This window comes from Pseudomonas sp. LBUM1643, assembly GCF_059716215.1.
This window is the reverse complement of record NZ_CP166813.1, coordinates 762,759-778,223: the sequence shown is the minus strand read 5'-3', so window position 1 is coordinate 778,223 and position 15,465 is coordinate 762,759. Positions and strand designations below refer to the sequence as shown.

Below are 15,465 nucleotides of genomic sequence, written 5' to 3'. Positions count from 1 at the left end.
ACCCTTTCGTTTAGTAGCGAGCTGGTCGCAGCCTTACTGGAGAAAGTCACATGTTCAAGGTCACACCCAATCCGCCAGATACCGATCCGGCATCACCATCCGACGATTCTGATTCAGATAGTCCAAACACAGCCGAACGTCCCCCCTCGTTCGCCGACATAAAAGCCTCCCCGCGCAAACTCTGCTCCCTCTTCACCGTCAATCCCGAGGCCGATAACGAAACCCTGCTGGCCTATGCCTGCGAGTCGCTGGCGTCGGCCAATGTCATGGCCAATGACTTGGTGGATCATTTGGAAGGGACGTCGCGTAATGCGCTGCTGGGGATTGCGCAGGTCATCATGTTGGGCGAGCTGGCGGTGAATCGGGTGCTGGATCGCCTCGAGGCGACTGAGTAACGATCAAAAGATCAAAAGATCGCAGCCTCGTTTTACTCGACAGCTCCTACAGGGGATTGTGGGTAACCGCGAAATGTGTGGTTAGACCCGGTCAATGTAGGAGCTGCGGCACGCTGCGATCTTTTGACTCCACTGCGCTTAATTAAAACCCACCCGCAAGTCTCCTTCCCGCGCCAGAAACCGTCCTTCCCGCCGGCCATTGGCCTGACCGTCGCGATAGCTCAACACACCGTTGACCCATACCCCGTCGATCCCTTGCGCAGCGCGTTGCGGGTCAGTGAAATCCGCGACATCGCGAACGGTCAGGGGATCAAACAACACCAGATCAGCCCAGTACCCTTCACGGATTTCACCCCGTTCCTTCAAGCCGAATCGCGCGGCGGAGAGCCCGGTCATTTTGTGCACGGCGGTGTGCAGTGGGAACAGCCCGACGTCGCGACTGAAGTGCCCGAGCACCCGTGGAAAAGCGCCCCACAAACGCGGATGCGGAAACGGGTCTTCCGGCAGCCCGTCAGAGCCCACCATCGACAGCGGATGCGCGAGGATTCTGCGCACATCGGCCTCGTCCATTCCGTAGTACACCGCACCCGCCGGTTGCAACTTGCGGGCGGCGTCCAGCAGTGGCACACCCCAGTCGGCGGCGATGTCCATCAGGTCGCGACCACCCAGCTCCGGATGCGGCGTCGACCATGTAATGGTGATGCGATGGGCGTCGGTGACTTGCTTGAGGTCCATCGTCGAGGAGCTCGCCGCGTAGGGATAACAATCGCAGCCCACCGGGTGAGTCTTCGCCGCTTCTTCAAGCGCTGCCAACAGTTGCGGACTGCGCCCCCAGTTACCGGCGCCAGCGCATTTGAGGTGGGAGATGATCACGGGTGATTTCGCATGACGGCCGATCTGAAAAGCTTCGTCCATGGCGTCCAGTACCGGTTCGAATTCGCTGCGCAAATGGGTGGTGTAGACGGCACCGAACGCGGTCAGCTCTTCAGTCAGTTGCATCACTTCATCGGTGGAGGCCGAGAAGGCGCTGGCGTAGGCGAGACCGGTGGACAAACCCAGGGCACCGGCTTGCAGACTTTCACACAGCTGTTCGCGCATGGCGCTGATTTCATCCGGCGTTGCGGTGCGGAACAGGTCGTCTAGGTGGTTGCTGCGCAATGCGGTGTGGCCGACCAGCGCGGCGACGTTCAGCGTGGTGTGCGCCGCTTCGACGGCCGCGCGGTAATCGCGAAATGTTGGGTAAACAAACGCTGACGCGGTGCCGAGCAGGTTCATCGGATCCGGCGGATCGCCGCGCAAACTCACTGGCGAGGCGCTGATCCCACAGTTGCCGACGATCACCGTGGTCACGCCTTGGCTGAGCTTTGGCAGCATCTGCGGCTGGCGGATGACCACGGTGTCATCGTGGGTGTGCACGTCGATGAATCCGGGCGCCAACACCCGACCCGCCGCGTCGATTTCTTCGCTGGCCGAGTCGTCGTGCAAATCACCGATGCGCTCGATGCGCCCGTTCAGAATCGCCACGTCGGCGCTGTAGCCAGGGCTGTTGCTGCCGTCGATGATCAGGGCGTTACGAATCAGCGTGTCGTACTTCATGTCAGTCTCCCAGCGGCAAATGGTCATCGCCGCCGCGGTAATCGTCCAGGGCGAGTTTGATCCGCCGCAAACGCTCTTGATTGTCTTCAGGATTGGCCAGTGCCACCTCGGTGGCGAGCACGTCGATGGCGAGCAACATGCCGTAGCGCGCTGCGGTGGGTTTGTAGATGAATGAGGTTTCGACGCCTTGCAGCGGTATCACCACATCGGCCAATTGCGCCAGCGGCGAGTCGGCGCGAGTGATAGCAAGAATCCGTGCGCCATAGTTGCGCGCCAGTTCAATGGCCTCGAGCAATTCGGGGGTGAGGCCAGTCAGGGAGCAGGCGATAACCGTGTGTTGCGCCCCCAGGTTGGCGGCGGTGACGCGCATCATGACCGGGTCGTGGCACGCCGCAATCGGGTAACCGAAACGCACCAGTCGAACCTGCAACTCGTCACAGCACAAGGTCGAACAACCGCCCATGCCAAAGGCGTGAATCATCCGCGCCTGGCCTAGCAGCTTGACCGCATCAGCGAAGCGCGACTCGTCGAACGCCGACAGATGTTGGCGCAGCGTCGACTCGATATCGCCGACGATTTGCCCGTAGAACGCCGACTGCTCAGGTGTGCCCGCCGGGTCGAGAAAACGGCTGCCGACGCCGCTGGCCTGAGCCAGTTGCAGGCGCAAATCACGCAGGTCGCGACAGCCCACCGTGCGGGCAAAACGCGACAGCGTCGCGGTGCTCACTTCGGCTCGCTGCGCCAGTTCATCGAGGCTGGCGGACGCGGCAAACCCTACGTCATCGAGCATCAGCCTGGCGATGCGTCCTTCGCCAGCGCTGAAGGAATCCTGACGGGCTCGGATGTGGTAGAGGATGTCCATGGCGGGCGGCTCCGGTTAAAGCAGGTAGGAAAGACCCACGGTCAGACCGAAAGCAACCACCGAGATGATGGTCTCTAGCACGGTCCAGGTCTTGAAGGTCTGGGCGACGGTCATGTTGAAGTATTCCTTGATCAACCAGAAGCCGCCGTCGTTGACGTGAGAAAAGATAACCGACCCGGCGCCCGTCGCCAGCACCAACAACTCCGGATGGGGATATCCCAGACCAATGGCCACCGGGGCAACGATGCCCGAAGCGGTGGTCATGGCCACCGTCGCCGACCCCGTGGCAATACGCATCAGCGCGGCGAACAGCCAACCCATGATCAGTGGCGACAGGTGAAACTCCTGGGCCAGACCGACGATCTGGTCGGTGACGCCAGCGTCCACCAGAATCCGGTTCAAGCCACCGCCGGCGCCCACCAGCAAGGTGATGCTGGCGGTGGGTGCCAGGCATTCGTTGGTGAACTTGAGGATCGATTCGCGGCTGAAGCCCTGTGCAATGCCCAGGGTCCAGAAACTCAATACGGTTGCCAGCAGCAGCGCGATCACCGAGTTGCCGATGAACAGCAGAAACTGGTTGAAGCCGCTGCCCGGCGTGGAGATCAGGTTCGCCCAGCCGCCGATCAGCATCAGTACCACCGGCAACAGAATGGTCGCGATGGTGATGCCGAAGCCCGGCAAGCGGTCCCGCGGTTCGCGGTCGAGGAACTGGCGCTCCAGCGGATTATCGGCCGGCAACTGAATGCGCGGCACGATGAATTTGGCGTACAGGGGACCGGCGATGATCGCTGTTGGAATACCGATGAGTATCGCGTAGAGCAAGGTCTGCCCTACGGACGCCTGATAAGCCTGTACCGCCAACATGGCGGCCGGGTGCGGCGGCACCAGGGCGTGCACCACGGACAAGCCGGCAACCATCGGCAAGCCGACCATCAGGATCGACACGCCCACACGCCGCGCTACGGTAAAGGCGATCGGCACCAGCAAGACAAAACCGACCTCGAAAAACAGCGGCAGTCCGACCAGGAACGCGATGCAGACCATCGCCCAGTGCGCGTTTTTCTCGCCAAATCGATCAATCAGCGTGCGCGCCATCTGCTCGGCGCCGCCGGACTCGGCCATCATTTTGCCGAGCATGGTGCCCAGCGCGACCACCAGCGCAATGTGCCCCAGGGTTTTACCGACGCCGGCCTCGTAAGCGCCGACCACACCGGAAGGTGGCATTCCGGCCAGCAAGGCCAGGCCGATCGACACCAAGGTGATCACGATGAAGGGATTAAGCCGGTAACGGGCGATCAGAACGATCAGCGCGATGATGGCGATGGCGGCATAAACCAGCAGCCAATAGCCGAAGGACGGTGTCATGCGGTACTCCTCGAAAGGGTCACGTCGAATGGGTTGTGAAACTCTTAAATCATTTCGAGACGTGATTTTCAAACCGCATGAAAGTTATTTTCGTTCAGGGATATGGTTTGTCGTTTAGAGGCATGTGGCGTCGCAGGTAATGAAAATACGCGGCGCGTATTTTCATCGTCTCCCGGGCGTGCTTTTTGTCAGATGAGTTCGGCACCTTCGCGCTTGAGCATTTGCTTGCAGCGTTCTGAGAGGTGAAACACGCGCAGGTGTTTTCCGGCCTTGGCGTAGCGTTCCCGCAGGGTTTTCAGTGCGGCGATGGCCGAGTAGTCGACGAATCTCAGGTGACGGCAATCGATCGTCACCACGGCCGGGTCATTGGCGGGATCGAACTGATTGAGAAAGGGCGTGGTCGAGGCGAAGAACAGTGTGCCGTGCAGGTGGTAAAGCTTGCTGCCGTCGGCCTCGATGTGCGCGTCGGCGTACAGTTCGCGGGCCTGTTGCCAGGCGAAGTTGAGTGCCGCGATGACGATGCCGCAGAGCACGGCGGTGGCGAGGTCGGTGAACACCGTAATGACCGTCACGGCGACGATAACCAGTACGTCGTTCAGCGGCACTTTGTTCAGCACCCGCAACGACGCCCAGGCGAATGTTTGCTGCGACACCACAAACATCACGCCCACCAGCGCGGCCAGCGGAATGCGCTCGATCAGCGGCGACAAAAACAGGATGAACAACAGAATCAGTACACCGGCCACGACCCCGGACAACCGCCCCCGTCCGCCGGAACTGAGGTTGATCACGGTCTGCCCGATCATCGCGCAACCGCCCATGCCGCCGAACAGCCCGGAGACCATATTGGCCGCACCCAGCGCCACGCATTCGCGATCCGGGTAGCCACGGCTCTCGGTGATTTCATCGGTGAGGTTCAGGGTCAGCAGGGTTTCCAGCAGCCCCACCATGGCCATCAACAGGGCGTAAGGGGCGATGATGCGCAGGGTCTCGAGATTCCACGGAATGTCCGGCAGCGCGAAGGTCGGCAGGCCACCGGCAATGTGGGCCATGTCGCCGAGGGTGCGGGTTGGCAGGCCCAGCAGATAAACCGCAATCCCCACCCCGAGAATCGCCACCAGCGCTGGCGGCACGCTGCGGGTCAGACGCGGCAGCAGGTAGACGATCGCCATTGTCGCAGCGACCAGGCCGGTCATCAGGTACAGCGGCGCGCCACTCAGCCAGGCTTCACCGTTTTTGAAATGCTCCAGTTGCGCCAGGGCAATGATGATCGCCAGGCCGTTGACGAAGCCGAGCATCACCGGGTGCGGGACCATGCGCACCAGCTTGCCCAGCTTGAGCAGACCGAATGCCAGCATGATCAGCCCACCCAGCAGCACGGTCGCCAGCAAGTACTGCACGCCGTGTTGCACCACCAGTGCGACGATGACCACCGCCATGGATCCGGCAGCCCCGGAGACCATGCCCGGGCGGCCGCCGAACAGTGCGGTCAGGGTGCAGATGATGAAAGCGCCATACAGGCCCATCAATGGGTTGAGATGGGCTACCAGCGCGAAGGCGATGCATTCGGGCAGCAAGGCGAACGAGGTCGTGAGTCCGGCCAGGACATCGGCGCGCAGACGTTGTGGTTTCATGGGTTACCCAGACTATACGAGCCGCAGGAAGCGACCGGGAACGAGGGTGGGGATGTTACGGAATTGGGGGCAGTCCGGCCAGCTGCGGGGGGAGCTGAAAATGCAATCGCTAGCAGGCTAGCTCCCACATTGGATCTTTGGCGGACATGGATTTTGTGGCCGGCTGAAGTACCGGATTAGGGGGCGGTTTGGCCAGTTGCCGGAGCTGAAAATGCAATCGCTAGCAGGCTAGCTCCCACATTGGATCTTTGGCGGACACAGATTTAGTGTTCAACAAAGACCACTGTGGGAGCTAGCCTGCTAGCGATGAACGATGACGCGGTGTAACGCTAACTCACACCATTTCGTCACGAATCCATTCAACCACCGACGTGCGTTTCGGTACCCAGCCCAGCAGTTCCCGCGCATTTTTGCCGCGCACACGGCTGTTGGAGCCCAGGCCATAGTTGGCCATTTCATAGCCCCATTCGGCTTCGGCGTCCTTGAGCGGCCAGTCTTGCGGCGCGCCCAGTTTCAACGCTTCGGCCATGGCAGTGGTCATGTCGATGAACGACGCTTCACCACTTTCGACGAAGTAGAACGTACCCGGAACGTTTTTGGTCAGCGCCAGCAAATAGAGGGCCACCACGTCTTCGATGTGTACGTTGGACCAGATGTTCTGGCCGCTGCCGACGTGCCGCACCACACCACTTTTACGCGCCTGTTTCAGCAAGCGCGGCAATTGCACGCTGTCGCGATTGACGCCCAGGCTGTGGCCGTAGATCAGGGTGTTGCAGATCACGGCCGAGTTCACGCCGTCTTTCGCTGACGCGAGAATCAGGTTGTCGATGGCCACGCGGGCCGCCTTGTCGACGGTCGGCTCCGGCAGGTTGTCTTCAACGTAGATAACGTCGCTGGATTTGCCGCCGGACGCATCGCCGACGATGCTCGAACCGCTGGTGTGCAGGAACACTTTGTTGGAACCGCGCAGCGCGTCCAGCAAGGCTTGCACCGCGCCGCGATGGTCGCTGCTGGCGGCATTGATGACGGCATCGGCAGCCTGGGCCTGCTCGGTCAGCAGTGCGCTGTCATCAAGCGTCCCGACGACCGGAGTAATCCCCAGTGCCTTTAACTCATTGGCTTGTTCAGTGCCGCGAACCAGCCCCGTGACGGTATGACCAGCCCGGACCAGACCTGTAGCGATGGAGCCGCCGATAAAACCTGCAGCGCCGGTAACGAATACGTTCATGGAGAAACTCCCTGCGTGAATAAGTGATGTGTCCAGTATTGAAGAACATGTCCTCTGGAAACAGACGGTGCAGCCCAAATCACTCTTGCGCAGGGATCACGAATCAGCCGTTGAAATCTGCAAGTGCGTACGCGGCCAGTTTCCCCTGGATGAAGTCGAGGAAGCACTGAATCCGCAGGGCCAGTTGCGAGTTGCGGTAGTACACGGCGTTGATCGGCTGGCGATAGCCGCTGTTGAAATCCGCCAGCAGCACGTGCAGGCGACCGGCGCGAATATCCTCGGTGGTCATGAAGTGCGACAGGCACGCGATGCCCTGACCTTCCAGCGCCAGCTGCCGGATCGTTTCACCGCTGGAGGCGCTGATCGAGGCCTGGATCGGCCAGCGGTCGCCATGCACGTAGCGCAACGGCCATTGGTTCAAACCTTCGTTCTGGGTGAAGCCCAGCAGGCTATGTTCGGCCAGGTCCGCAACCGCCAAGGGCGCGCCGTGCTGTTTCAGATAAGCCGGGCTGGCGACGATGTGCAGCGGGCTGCACCCCAGGGAGCGGGCGTGCAGCGTCGAGTCGGCCAGGGTGCCGATGCGAATGGCGATATCGGTGCTTTGTTCGAGCAGGTCGATGATCAGGTCGTTGCTGTTGAGCTCGAGCTGGATGTCCGGATAGAGGCGGCGGAATTCGTCGATGTACGGCACGATCGCGTGCAGCATGAATGGCGACGCGGCGTTGATGCGCAGACGCCCGGACGGCGTTTGTTGGCGGGAGGTCAGGCGCTCTTCAAGTTCGTCCATCTGATCGAGAATCCGCTTGGCATGCTCGAAGAAGTACTTACCCTCCTCCGTCAGGTCCATACGCCGCGTGGTGCGGTTGATCAAGGTGGTGTCGAGCTTGGCCTCCAGCCGCGACAGTGTGCGGCTGACGGCAGAGGGCGTCTGCCCGACCTGCTCGGCGGCAGCGGAAATCGATCCGCATTCAATCACGCAGACGAAAATCTGCAATTCATCGGATCTGGCTTTCACGTGTGTCCCTTGTCGATAGTGTGGCGAGGGCGCTTGTCGGACCGCCGCACCGTCCCGCACCGGTGGACGCGGTCATTCAGGTGCATTGTATTTTCTGGCTTTACGACGGCTTCGCCGCCGAGCGGGACGGTGCGACGATTCGGTAAACTCCCTCGCCACAGATCCGTGCCCGCTTCGGGTATCGATAGTAGCCGACCTTTACGCCTTCAGGCCAAACACCTCGGCCAGATGCTGTTCATAACGCGCCACATCCGCCTCGATGTTCGGGCGTTTCATCACGTCAACGCAGAGGAACGTCGGCAGGCGGGTCATGCCGAGGAACTCGTTGGCTTTATGGAACGGGAAATACACCGCGTCCACGCCCTTGGCTTCAAAGAAGTCGCTCGGGTCGTCGAACGCTTGCTGCGGCGCGTTCCAGGTCAGCGACAACATGTATTGCTTGCCGTGCACCAGGCCGCCGCTGCCGTATTTCTGCGAGGCATCGGAACGGGTGCGACCGTCGCTGGCATAAAGGCTGCCATGGCCTTCGGTGAAGACTTCATCGATGTATTTCTTGACGGTCCACGGAGCGCCCATCCACCAGCCTGGCATCTGGTAAATGATCACGTCGGCCCAAAGGAATTTGGCGACCTCCTCGGCGACGTCGTACCCCTCATCGATGTAAGTGGCTTTGACATCGATGCCGCCACGGTCCAGCACGCTCAGTGCGGCTTCATGCAGGGTGGTGTTGTAGAGGCCATCGGAGTGAGCAAACTTTTTACCGCCATTGAGCAACAGGACTTTTTTCATGGGGAGTTCTCATAAGGTTTGGAATTCGATGGCGGCAGAATATCGACCGGCCTCGCGCGGAGTAACCGCTGAATTCACAAAACTCATTTGACCCACACGCACGAATCGACCACGTATTGTTGCCTTAGACTGACGCTCATTCTTAATCGAGGATTTCTTATGAGTGAGATTCAAGGCTTCATCCTGCAGGCCAAGACCCGTCCGGAAAAGTCGGACGCGTTCGAGGCGCTCTTCAGCGGCTATGTGCAAGCGAGCCGCGCCGAACCGGGTTGCATCGAGTACCACATGCTGCGCGACAAACAGGACCCGACACTGTTTATCTTCTATGAGATCTGGCAGTCCCAGGCTCACCTCGACGTGCACTCGAACCTGCCGCACATGGCGCAGTTTAGCGAGAATCGCATGGAGTATCTGGAGCTGGATTTCGACATCCGCGCGATTGAAATGCTCAGCCCTTCATCCGCTAACCGTTGATCAGCAAATGGCCGCCGAGCAGACCGAGGCCAATGAAGAACACGCGCTTGAACAATACGGCGCTGATGCGCTGGCGTAACCATTGACCCAGCAGCATGCCGGCGACTGCCGGGATCAACGCCAGCAGCGACGCGCTCAACTCGCCACCACCGAGGGCGTCGCGCCATAGCAGCCCGGCGGCCAGCGCAAGGGTCGAGACGGTGAATGACAGCCCCAGCGCTTGCACCAACTCATCCTTGTTCAACCCCAGCGCTTGCAGATACGGCACCGCGGGGATCACGAACACGCCGGTGGCCGAGGTGATGACGCCCGTCAGTACGCCACAGAGCGGACCCAGCCAGCGCTCGGTGCGCGGCTCGACATGCAAGGTCGGCAAGAACAAGCCGCTCAACGCATACAGCAGCAACGCCGCGCCCAATCCTCGAACGACCCAATGCCCGCCGGCCATGCCGATCCACAACGTGCCGGCGCCCGTGCCGATGAAAATCGCCAACAACATCGGCCACAACCGTTTGATCAGTGGATGCAAGTGACCACCGAAGGCCAGTTGCCAGACGTTGGTCAGTGTCGCAGGAATGATCAGCAGTGCAGCAGCCTGCGAGGGAGCCATAGCCAGACCGAGCAAACCCATGGCGATGGTCGGGAGGCCGAGGCCGATCACGCCTTTGATCATGCCGGCCAGAAGGAAGGTGGCGATGACCATCACTGACAAGGCCAGGCCGAGATTCTGGTAGAACGCGACGAGAGTATTCATGGGGTTATCGTGGGGCTGGATGGGGGAGTTGAAAAGCTGGCTTATACTGAGGTTGCCTCTTGCTGAGATTGAGGCTTGGATTTTCTGTATGGCTGATGACGCCATCGCGAGCAGGCTCGCTCCCACATTCGATCGCATTCCACTGTGGGAGCGAGCCTGCTCGCGATGGCGGCAGCCCAGGCAAAATAAATTCATGGAAAAACCATGCACTTCGACCTCACCGACCTGCGCCTCTACCTGAACGTCCTCGACACCGGCAACATCACCGCCGGGGCCGCGCGCAGTCATTTGTCCCTGGCGGCGGCGAGTGCACGGATTCGCGCCATGGAGGCGTCACTGGGGATTGATTTCCTGCAACGCGGTCGCCGGGGTGTCACGCCGACCGCCGCCGGTAAAGCACTGGCGCATCACTCCCGGCTCCTGCTGCAACAGGCCGAGCGCCTGCAGCAAGATCTGGCGGAGTACGCCAAGGGCGTCAAAGGCCAGGTACGACTGTTGTGCAACACCACGGCCATCACCGAGTACCTGCCGGAATTGCTCGCGGATTTTCTGTGCACTCACCCCAATCTCGACATTGACCTGCAAGAGCTGCCCAGCGCCCGCATTACCCACGCCTTGCGCCAGGGCGCGGCGGAGCTCGGAATCATCTCCGATGCCGTCGACACTCACGACTTGCAGACCCGCGCGTTTCGTGACGATCCGCTGGTACTCATCATGCCCCTCGCCCACCCCTTGGCCGACCTCGAAACATTGAGCTTCAGCGACACCTTGCAGCACGACTATGTCGGCCTGAATGCCGGCAGCGCCTTGGCGATTTACCTGGAAGAACAAGCGCTGCATAGCGGTTCACGCCTGCAGATCCGCATCCGCGCCGATGGCTTCGACGGTGTGCTGCGCATGGTGGCTCGCGGCGTGGGGTTGGCGGTCGTGCCTCGTGCTGCTGTCACCCGCTGGACAGGTGAACGCCCCTTCAAAAGCGTCCCGCTGCAAGAACCCTGGGCCCAGCGCAAACTGCTGCTGTGCGCCCGGGATTTTGCGCTGCTGCCCGGATACGCGAAGGCGCTGCTGAACGCCTTGACTCTCCCCTGAGGGGCAGACTTTACCCTTGCGCTTTCCTCTTCAAGGACGGTGACAATGGGCAAGCGTATTCTGGTGATTCTCGGCCATCCTTCCAGCAACAGCTTCTGCGCGGGACTGGTCGAGCGCTACACCCAATCGGCGTTGCGCGCCGGACATGAAGTGCGCCAGCTGTTTCTGGGTCAACTGGATTTCGATCCGGTACTGCGTGAAGGCTATCAACAGGTCCAACCGCTGGAAGCCGGTTTGCGCCAGGCCCAGGCGGATATCCTGTGGGCTGAACAACTGACGCTGGTTTATCCCATCTGGTGGGGCGGGATTCCGGCTCTGCTCAAGGGTTTTCTCGATCGGGTGTTCCTGCCAGGTTTCGCGTTCAAGTACCGCGAAGGCAAAGCATTTCCCGACAAGCTTCTGCGCGGCCGTAGCGCGCACTTGCTGGTGACCATGGACACACCACCCTGGTATTACCGCTGGTTCTATCGCATGCCCGGCCTGCATCAAATGCGCAAGACCACCCTGGAACTCTGTGGCATCAAACCCACCAAAACCCTCACCTTCGGCCCGATCCTCGGTTCCAAGCCGACGCAGCGCGAGCGATGGCTCAAGCAAGCCGAGGCTATCGCCTGCGGCTGAGTCTGCCGATAATGCAGGCGACTCGATAAAAGGGATTTTTCATGTACATCGGCCAAGCGGCGCAACGTTCCGGCACCACGATCAAAAGCATCCGTCACTACGAAGCAATCGGCCTGCTGCCTGCTCCCCAGCGTCAGGGGAAGTACCGAGTGTATGACCAGCAAAGTGTCGACCTTCTGATCTTTATCAAATGCGCTCAGCAACTGGGCTTCAAGTTAAAGGAGTTGCAAGCGGTCTTCAGCGGCCATCAAGGGCAGGAAGTGCCTTGGGCATTGGCGCACCAGGCCATCGCGAGCAAGAAGCTCGAAATCAGCGAACGGATCGAGGTGTTAGCGCGACAACATGCTCAATTGGTCGCGTTCGAACACAGCATCGAACAGGCCAGAGCCGATTGCCCGCTGGAGAACCTTTAGGCTGATGCGCGTTTCTGGACACCCCGATGTCGAGCACAGACAACTGATCGTGCGAAGGGCGCTATAGGGTGCGACTTCGTTCTTGCATCTATTGCCTGGAGTCCACATGACCGCACCTATCACCGTTCTTCGCGACACTCACCCATTGCCGGTACTCGACGCCTGCAAATGGGAAAAACTCGAAGGCGATCCGCACACCGTCAACCTCAACGCCTACACCAGCGAAGACGGCAGCAAGATCATGGGCACCTGGATCTGCACGCCGGGCAAATGGTATGTGGAATACGTGAAGTGGGAGTATTGCCATTTCCAGGAAGGCTACTGCGTGATCACCCCGGAAGGCATGGCACCGATCCATCTGCGCGCGGGTGATATTTTCGTGATTGAGCCGGGCATGAAAGGCACGTGGGAAGTGGTTGAGACTGTGCGCAAATATTTCGTGTTTGCTTGATGCAAAAAAACCGGGAGATCACCCGACGTGATGTCCCGGTAAATGTTTTTCAGGATCGATGAATAACCCTGTGGCGAGGGAGCTTGTCGGATCGCCGCACCGTCCCGCTGGGGCGCGAAGCGGACCTGGCATTTGCGAGTGCTGCGCACTCGAGCGGGAGCAAACTCCCTCGCCACAAAAGCTCCCTTGCCACAACAGCCCTGATTAAAACAGCGGCTGCCTTATTGCGGCTTGCGATAGCTGTTGATGATCGCCGAGAAGTCCTGGCCACCTTCCCCGCGCAGGCTCATCGCCTGATACAACTGCTGGGCCACCGCGCCGAGTACCACCGGTTGGTGCGCCTGACGTGCCGCTTCAGTGGCCAGCCCAAGATCCTTGAGCATCAATTCGGCACCGAATCCGCCGGTATACCCGCGTGAGGCGGGTGCGGTTTCGACCACGCCTGGCCACGGGTTGTACATCTCCGAACTCCAGCAACGCCCAGTGGAGCTGTTGATGATGCCGGCCAGGACGCCCGTGTCGATACCCAGCGCATCCCCCAGGGCCATGGCTTCGCTGACGCCGACCATGGAAATGCCGAGCAGCAGGTTATTGCAGATCTTGGCGATCTGACCGGTGCCGACTTCACCGCAATGGACGATGTTGCGGCCCATTTGCGCCAGCACCGGTTGCAAGGTGGCGAACAGCTCAGGTGTGGCACCGACCATGAAGGTCAACGTTCCGGCAGCCGCACCACCCGTTCCGCCGGACACCGGCGCATCGGCCATCGCCACGCCTTGCTTGGCTGCGGCGGTGGCAACTTCACGCGCGGTCTGCGGATCGATGGTGCTGCAATCCACCGCTGGCACGCCTTTGGCGATCCCCGCCAACACGCCGTCCTCACCCAGCCACACGCTGCGCACATGCACAGCGGCCGGCAGCATGGTGATCACCAGTTCTGCACCTTGCGCGGCCTCACGGGCCGAAGCGCTGATGCTGCCGCCCAGTTGCTCCAGCTCAGCCAGCACGGTTTTGTTCAGGTCGACCAGGTTCAGCGAGTGGCCGGCCTTGATCAGGTTGCGCGCCATCGGCGCGCCCATGTTGCCGAGACCGATAAAAGCAATTTTCATGTCCGGCTCCTTAACGCAAGTTGATGGTGGTGTTCACACCGTCGTTGACGCTGTTGTCATCGAACCAGCGGCTGGTGACAGTCTTGGTCTGAGTGTAGAACTGCACCACTTGCTTGCCATACGGACCGAGGTCGCCGAGTTTGGAACCGCGCGAACCGGTGAAGCTGAAGAACGGGACCGGCACTGGAATCGGGATGTTGATACCCACCTGGCCAACGTCGATTTCGTTCTGGAATTTACGCGCCGCCGCACCGCTTTGGGTGAACAGGCCCGTGCCGTTACCGAACGGGTTGGCGTTGACCATCGCAATGGCCTGGTCGAGGGTGTCGACTTCCAGCACCACCAGCACCGGGCCGAAGATTTCCTGGGTGTAGATCTGCATGTCGGTGGTCACACCGGAGAACAGGGTCGGGCCGACAAAGTTGCCTTGCTCGTATCCCTTGACGCTGATGTCACGACCGTCCAGTTCCAGTTTGGCGCCTTCCTTGATCCCGCTTTCGATCAGATCAAGAATGCGCGCCTTGGCACGCTTGGAAATCACAGGCCCCACATCAGTGCCTGGCTCGCTGCCGGCATTCACCGTGAGTTTCTGAGCCAGTGCTTTGAGGTCCGGCAGCCATTGCTTGGCCGCGCCGACCAACACCACCACAGAGGTCGCCATGCAACGTTGACCGGCCGCGCCGAAACCGGCACCGACCAGGGCGTTGAGGGTCTGCTCGCGATTGGCGTCCGGCAGTACCACCGCGTGGTTCTTCGCGCCCATCATCGATTGCACGCGCTTGCCGTGTTTGCCGGCAAGGTCGTAGACGTGAGTGCCCACCGCCGTCGAGCCGACGAAGGAAACAGCCTTGATATCCTGATGGGTGCACAGCGCATCCACCACGTCCTTGCCGCCATGCACGACGTTGAGGACGCCCGCCGGAACGCCGGCCTCGAGGGCCAGCTCTACCAGGAGCATGGTCGACAGTGGATCTTGCTCGGAAGGTTTCAGGACAAAGGTGTTGCCGCAGGCAATGGCCATCGGGAACATCCACAGCGGAATCATCGCAGGGAAGTTGAACGGGGTGATGCCGGCGCACACGCCGATTGGCTGGCGCAAGGTGTAGGTATCGACGCCGCTGGCAACGTTTTCGGCGAACTCGCCCATTTGCAGGGTGCCAATGGAGCAGGCATGTTCGACCACTTCCAGGCCGCGGAAGATATCGCCTTCAGCGTCGGCGATGGTTTTGCCCTGTTCACTGCTCAGCACCACGGCGATGCGCTTGGAGTGTTCGCGGATCAAAGCCTGGAGCTTGAGCATGATGCGCATGCGTGCGCCGATCGGCGTCAGCTTCCAGGTCTGGAAGGCGCGATGAGCGGCAGCGATGGCGGCGTCGACTTCGGAGGCGGTGGCAAACGGAACCTTGGCCAGCACTTGCTGGGTCGCCGGGTTGACGATGTCGTGCCATTCGGTGGTCTGGGATTCGACCCACTCGCCGTTGATCAACAGCTTGACCTTCTGCACGGTGGTTTCGTTTGGCGTGAGCGATGCGTTCATGTTGGGTCTCCTGGACTTGTTTTTATCAGGGAGCCAAGGCGAGAAAGTCGCCTTGCGATGAGGCGTGTGTCGCGAATTGGTGATCGGACGGTTTTTGGAGTATAGATGTGCAAACTTCTAATAAGAACGCACA

General features: G+C 60.5%; 16 protein-coding genes. 6 read left to right on the top strand and 10 right to left on the bottom strand.

Translation table 11 applies throughout. From position 1 onward, the window contains the following. The first annotated feature begins 50 nt into the window (after positions 1-50). On the top strand, positions 51-395 hold the full coding sequence (locus ACA063_RS03380) for a DUF6124 family protein (protein WP_497664790.1): 345 nt from the start codon (positions 51-53) through the stop codon (positions 393-395). A 138-nt stretch (positions 396-533) separates the two neighbouring features. Here ACA063_RS03380 and ACA063_RS03375 read toward each other — a convergent pair whose 3' ends face one another. The 7 genes from ACA063_RS03375 to mdaB form a co-directional block, all read right to left on the bottom strand. Beyond that, positions 534-1,991 carry an N-acyl-D-amino-acid deacylase family protein gene (locus ACA063_RS03375; protein ID WP_497664789.1) on the bottom strand — a complete coding sequence of 486 codons (1,458 nt, stop codon included), beginning with the start codon at positions 1,989-1,991 and terminating at the stop codon, positions 534-536. 1 nt (position 1,992) lies between these two features. After that, positions 1,993-2,853: a MurR/RpiR family transcriptional regulator gene (locus tag ACA063_RS03370; RefSeq protein ID WP_497664788.1), complete on the bottom strand. Its 861-nt coding sequence runs from the start codon at positions 2,851-2,853 to the stop codon at positions 1,993-1,995. Between the two features lie 15 nt (positions 2,854-2,868). Then, entirely contained in the window at positions 2,869-4,218 is a 1,350-nt protein-coding gene (locus tag ACA063_RS03365) for a GntP family permease (RefSeq protein ID WP_497664787.1), read from the bottom strand. 188 nt (positions 4,219-4,406) lie between these two features. Beyond that, positions 4,407-5,852, bottom strand: a complete 1,446-nt coding sequence (locus ACA063_RS03360) for a SulP family inorganic anion transporter (RefSeq protein ID WP_497664786.1) — start codon at positions 5,850-5,852, stop codon at positions 4,407-4,409. Between the two features lie 334 nt (positions 5,853-6,186). Beyond that, positions 6,187-7,080 carry an NAD-dependent epimerase/dehydratase family protein gene (locus ACA063_RS03355; RefSeq protein ID WP_497664785.1) on the bottom strand — a complete coding sequence of 298 codons (894 nt, stop codon included), beginning with the start codon at positions 7,078-7,080 and terminating at the stop codon, positions 6,187-6,189. Between the two features lie 103 nt (positions 7,081-7,183). Further along, positions 7,184-8,095, bottom strand: a complete 912-nt coding sequence (locus ACA063_RS03350; protein ID WP_497664784.1) for a LysR substrate-binding domain-containing protein — start codon at positions 8,093-8,095, stop codon at positions 7,184-7,186. Positions 8,096-8,293: 198 nt separating this feature from the next. After that, positions 8,294-8,884 carry an NADPH:quinone oxidoreductase MdaB gene (gene mdaB / locus ACA063_RS03345; RefSeq protein ID WP_497664783.1) on the bottom strand — a complete coding sequence of 197 codons (591 nt, stop codon included), beginning with the start codon at positions 8,882-8,884 and terminating at the stop codon, positions 8,294-8,296. Between the two features lie 159 nt (positions 8,885-9,043). On the opposite strand from mdaB, the gene ACA063_RS03340 reads away from it, so the two are divergent. Then, on the top strand, positions 9,044-9,358 hold the full coding sequence (locus ACA063_RS03340; RefSeq protein WP_497664782.1) for a putative quinol monooxygenase: 315 nt from the start codon (positions 9,044-9,046) through the stop codon (positions 9,356-9,358). Here the strand turns inward: ACA063_RS03340 and ACA063_RS03335 are convergent. Next, positions 9,348-10,112, bottom strand: a complete 765-nt coding sequence (locus ACA063_RS03335) for a sulfite exporter TauE/SafE family protein (RefSeq protein ID WP_497664781.1) — start codon at positions 10,110-10,112, stop codon at positions 9,348-9,350. The genes ACA063_RS03340 and ACA063_RS03335 overlap by 11 nt on opposite strands. 204 nt (positions 10,113-10,316) lie before the next feature. Here ACA063_RS03335 and ACA063_RS03330 point away from each other — a divergent pair, with 204 nt between their 5' ends. The 4 genes from ACA063_RS03330 to ACA063_RS03315 all read left to right on the top strand — a co-directional run bounded on the left by ACA063_RS03330 (position 10,317) and on the right by ACA063_RS03315 (position 12,686). Beyond that, the gene (locus ACA063_RS03330; RefSeq protein WP_497664780.1) at positions 10,317-11,201 is read left to right on the top strand and encodes a LysR family transcriptional regulator; all 885 of its coding nucleotides are present in this window, start codon (positions 10,317-10,319) and stop codon (positions 11,199-11,201) included. Between the two features lie 45 nt (positions 11,202-11,246). Further along, on the top strand, positions 11,247-11,822 hold the full coding sequence (locus ACA063_RS03325; RefSeq protein ID WP_497664779.1) for an NAD(P)H-dependent oxidoreductase: 576 nt from the start codon (positions 11,247-11,249) through the stop codon (positions 11,820-11,822). A gap of 41 nt (positions 11,823-11,863) precedes the next feature. After that, positions 11,864-12,235, top strand: a complete 372-nt coding sequence (locus ACA063_RS03320) for a MerR family transcriptional regulator (RefSeq protein WP_497664778.1) — start codon at positions 11,864-11,866, stop codon at positions 12,233-12,235. A gap of 106 nt (positions 12,236-12,341) precedes the next feature. Continuing rightward, positions 12,342-12,686: a cupin domain-containing protein gene (locus tag ACA063_RS03315; protein ID WP_007988984.1), complete on the top strand. Its 345-nt coding sequence runs from the start codon at positions 12,342-12,344 to the stop codon at positions 12,684-12,686. Between the two features lie 221 nt (positions 12,687-12,907). Here ACA063_RS03315 and mmsB read toward each other — a convergent pair whose 3' ends face one another. Together mmsB and ACA063_RS03305 are read right to left on the bottom strand one after the other, a co-directional pair. Further along, complete coding sequence (gene mmsB / locus ACA063_RS03310; protein ID WP_162437852.1) at positions 12,908-13,795, bottom strand: 3-hydroxyisobutyrate dehydrogenase; 888 nt, start codon at positions 13,793-13,795, stop codon at positions 12,908-12,910. Positions 13,796-13,805: 10 nt separating this feature from the next. Then, positions 13,806-15,332, bottom strand: a complete 1,527-nt coding sequence (locus ACA063_RS03305; RefSeq protein WP_497664777.1) for a CoA-acylating methylmalonate-semialdehyde dehydrogenase — start codon at positions 15,330-15,332, stop codon at positions 13,806-13,808. Between the last annotated feature and the right edge of the window lie 133 nt (positions 15,333-15,465).

Excerpts from the sequence above, each read along its gene's own strand:
- ACA063_RS03360 (WP_497664786.1), bottom strand. The coding sequence starts at position 5,852 with ATGAAACCACAACGTCTGCGCGCCGATGTCCTGGCCGGACTCACGACC.
- ACA063_RS03305 (WP_497664777.1), bottom strand. The coding sequence starts at position 15,332 with ATGAACGCATCGCTCACGCCAAACGAAACCACCGTGCAGAAGGTCAAG.
- ACA063_RS03320 (WP_497664778.1), top strand. The coding sequence starts at position 11,864 with ATGTACATCGGCCAAGCGGCGCAACGTTCCGGCACCACGATCAAAAGC.
- ACA063_RS03375 (WP_497664789.1), bottom strand. The coding sequence starts at position 1,991 with ATGAAGTACGACACGCTGATTCGTAACGCCCTGATCATCGACGGCAGC.
- ACA063_RS03335 (WP_497664781.1), bottom strand. The coding sequence starts at position 10,112 with ATGAATACTCTCGTCGCGTTCTACCAGAATCTCGGCCTGGCCTTGTCA.
- ACA063_RS03330 (WP_497664780.1), top strand. The coding sequence starts at position 10,317 with ATGCACTTCGACCTCACCGACCTGCGCCTCTACCTGAACGTCCTCGAC.
- ACA063_RS03370 (WP_497664788.1), bottom strand. The coding sequence starts at position 2,853 with ATGGACATCCTCTACCACATCCGAGCCCGTCAGGATTCCTTCAGCGCT.
- mdaB (WP_497664783.1), bottom strand. The coding sequence starts at position 8,884 with ATGAAAAAAGTCCTGTTGCTCAATGGCGGTAAAAAGTTTGCTCACTCC.
- ACA063_RS03380 (WP_497664790.1), top strand. The coding sequence starts at position 51 with ATGTTCAAGGTCACACCCAATCCGCCAGATACCGATCCGGCATCACCA.
- mmsB (WP_162437852.1), bottom strand. The coding sequence starts at position 13,795 with ATGAAAATTGCTTTTATCGGTCTCGGCAACATGGGCGCGCCGATGGCG.
- ACA063_RS03365 (WP_497664787.1), bottom strand. The coding sequence starts at position 4,218 with ATGACACCGTCCTTCGGCTATTGGCTGCTGGTTTATGCCGCCATCGCC.
- ACA063_RS03355 (WP_497664785.1), bottom strand. The coding sequence starts at position 7,080 with ATGAACGTATTCGTTACCGGCGCTGCAGGTTTTATCGGCGGCTCCATC.
- ACA063_RS03325 (WP_497664779.1), top strand. The coding sequence starts at position 11,247 with ATGGGCAAGCGTATTCTGGTGATTCTCGGCCATCCTTCCAGCAACAGC.
- ACA063_RS03315 (WP_007988984.1), top strand. The coding sequence starts at position 12,342 with ATGACCGCACCTATCACCGTTCTTCGCGACACTCACCCATTGCCGGTA.
- ACA063_RS03340 (WP_497664782.1), top strand. The coding sequence starts at position 9,044 with ATGAGTGAGATTCAAGGCTTCATCCTGCAGGCCAAGACCCGTCCGGAA.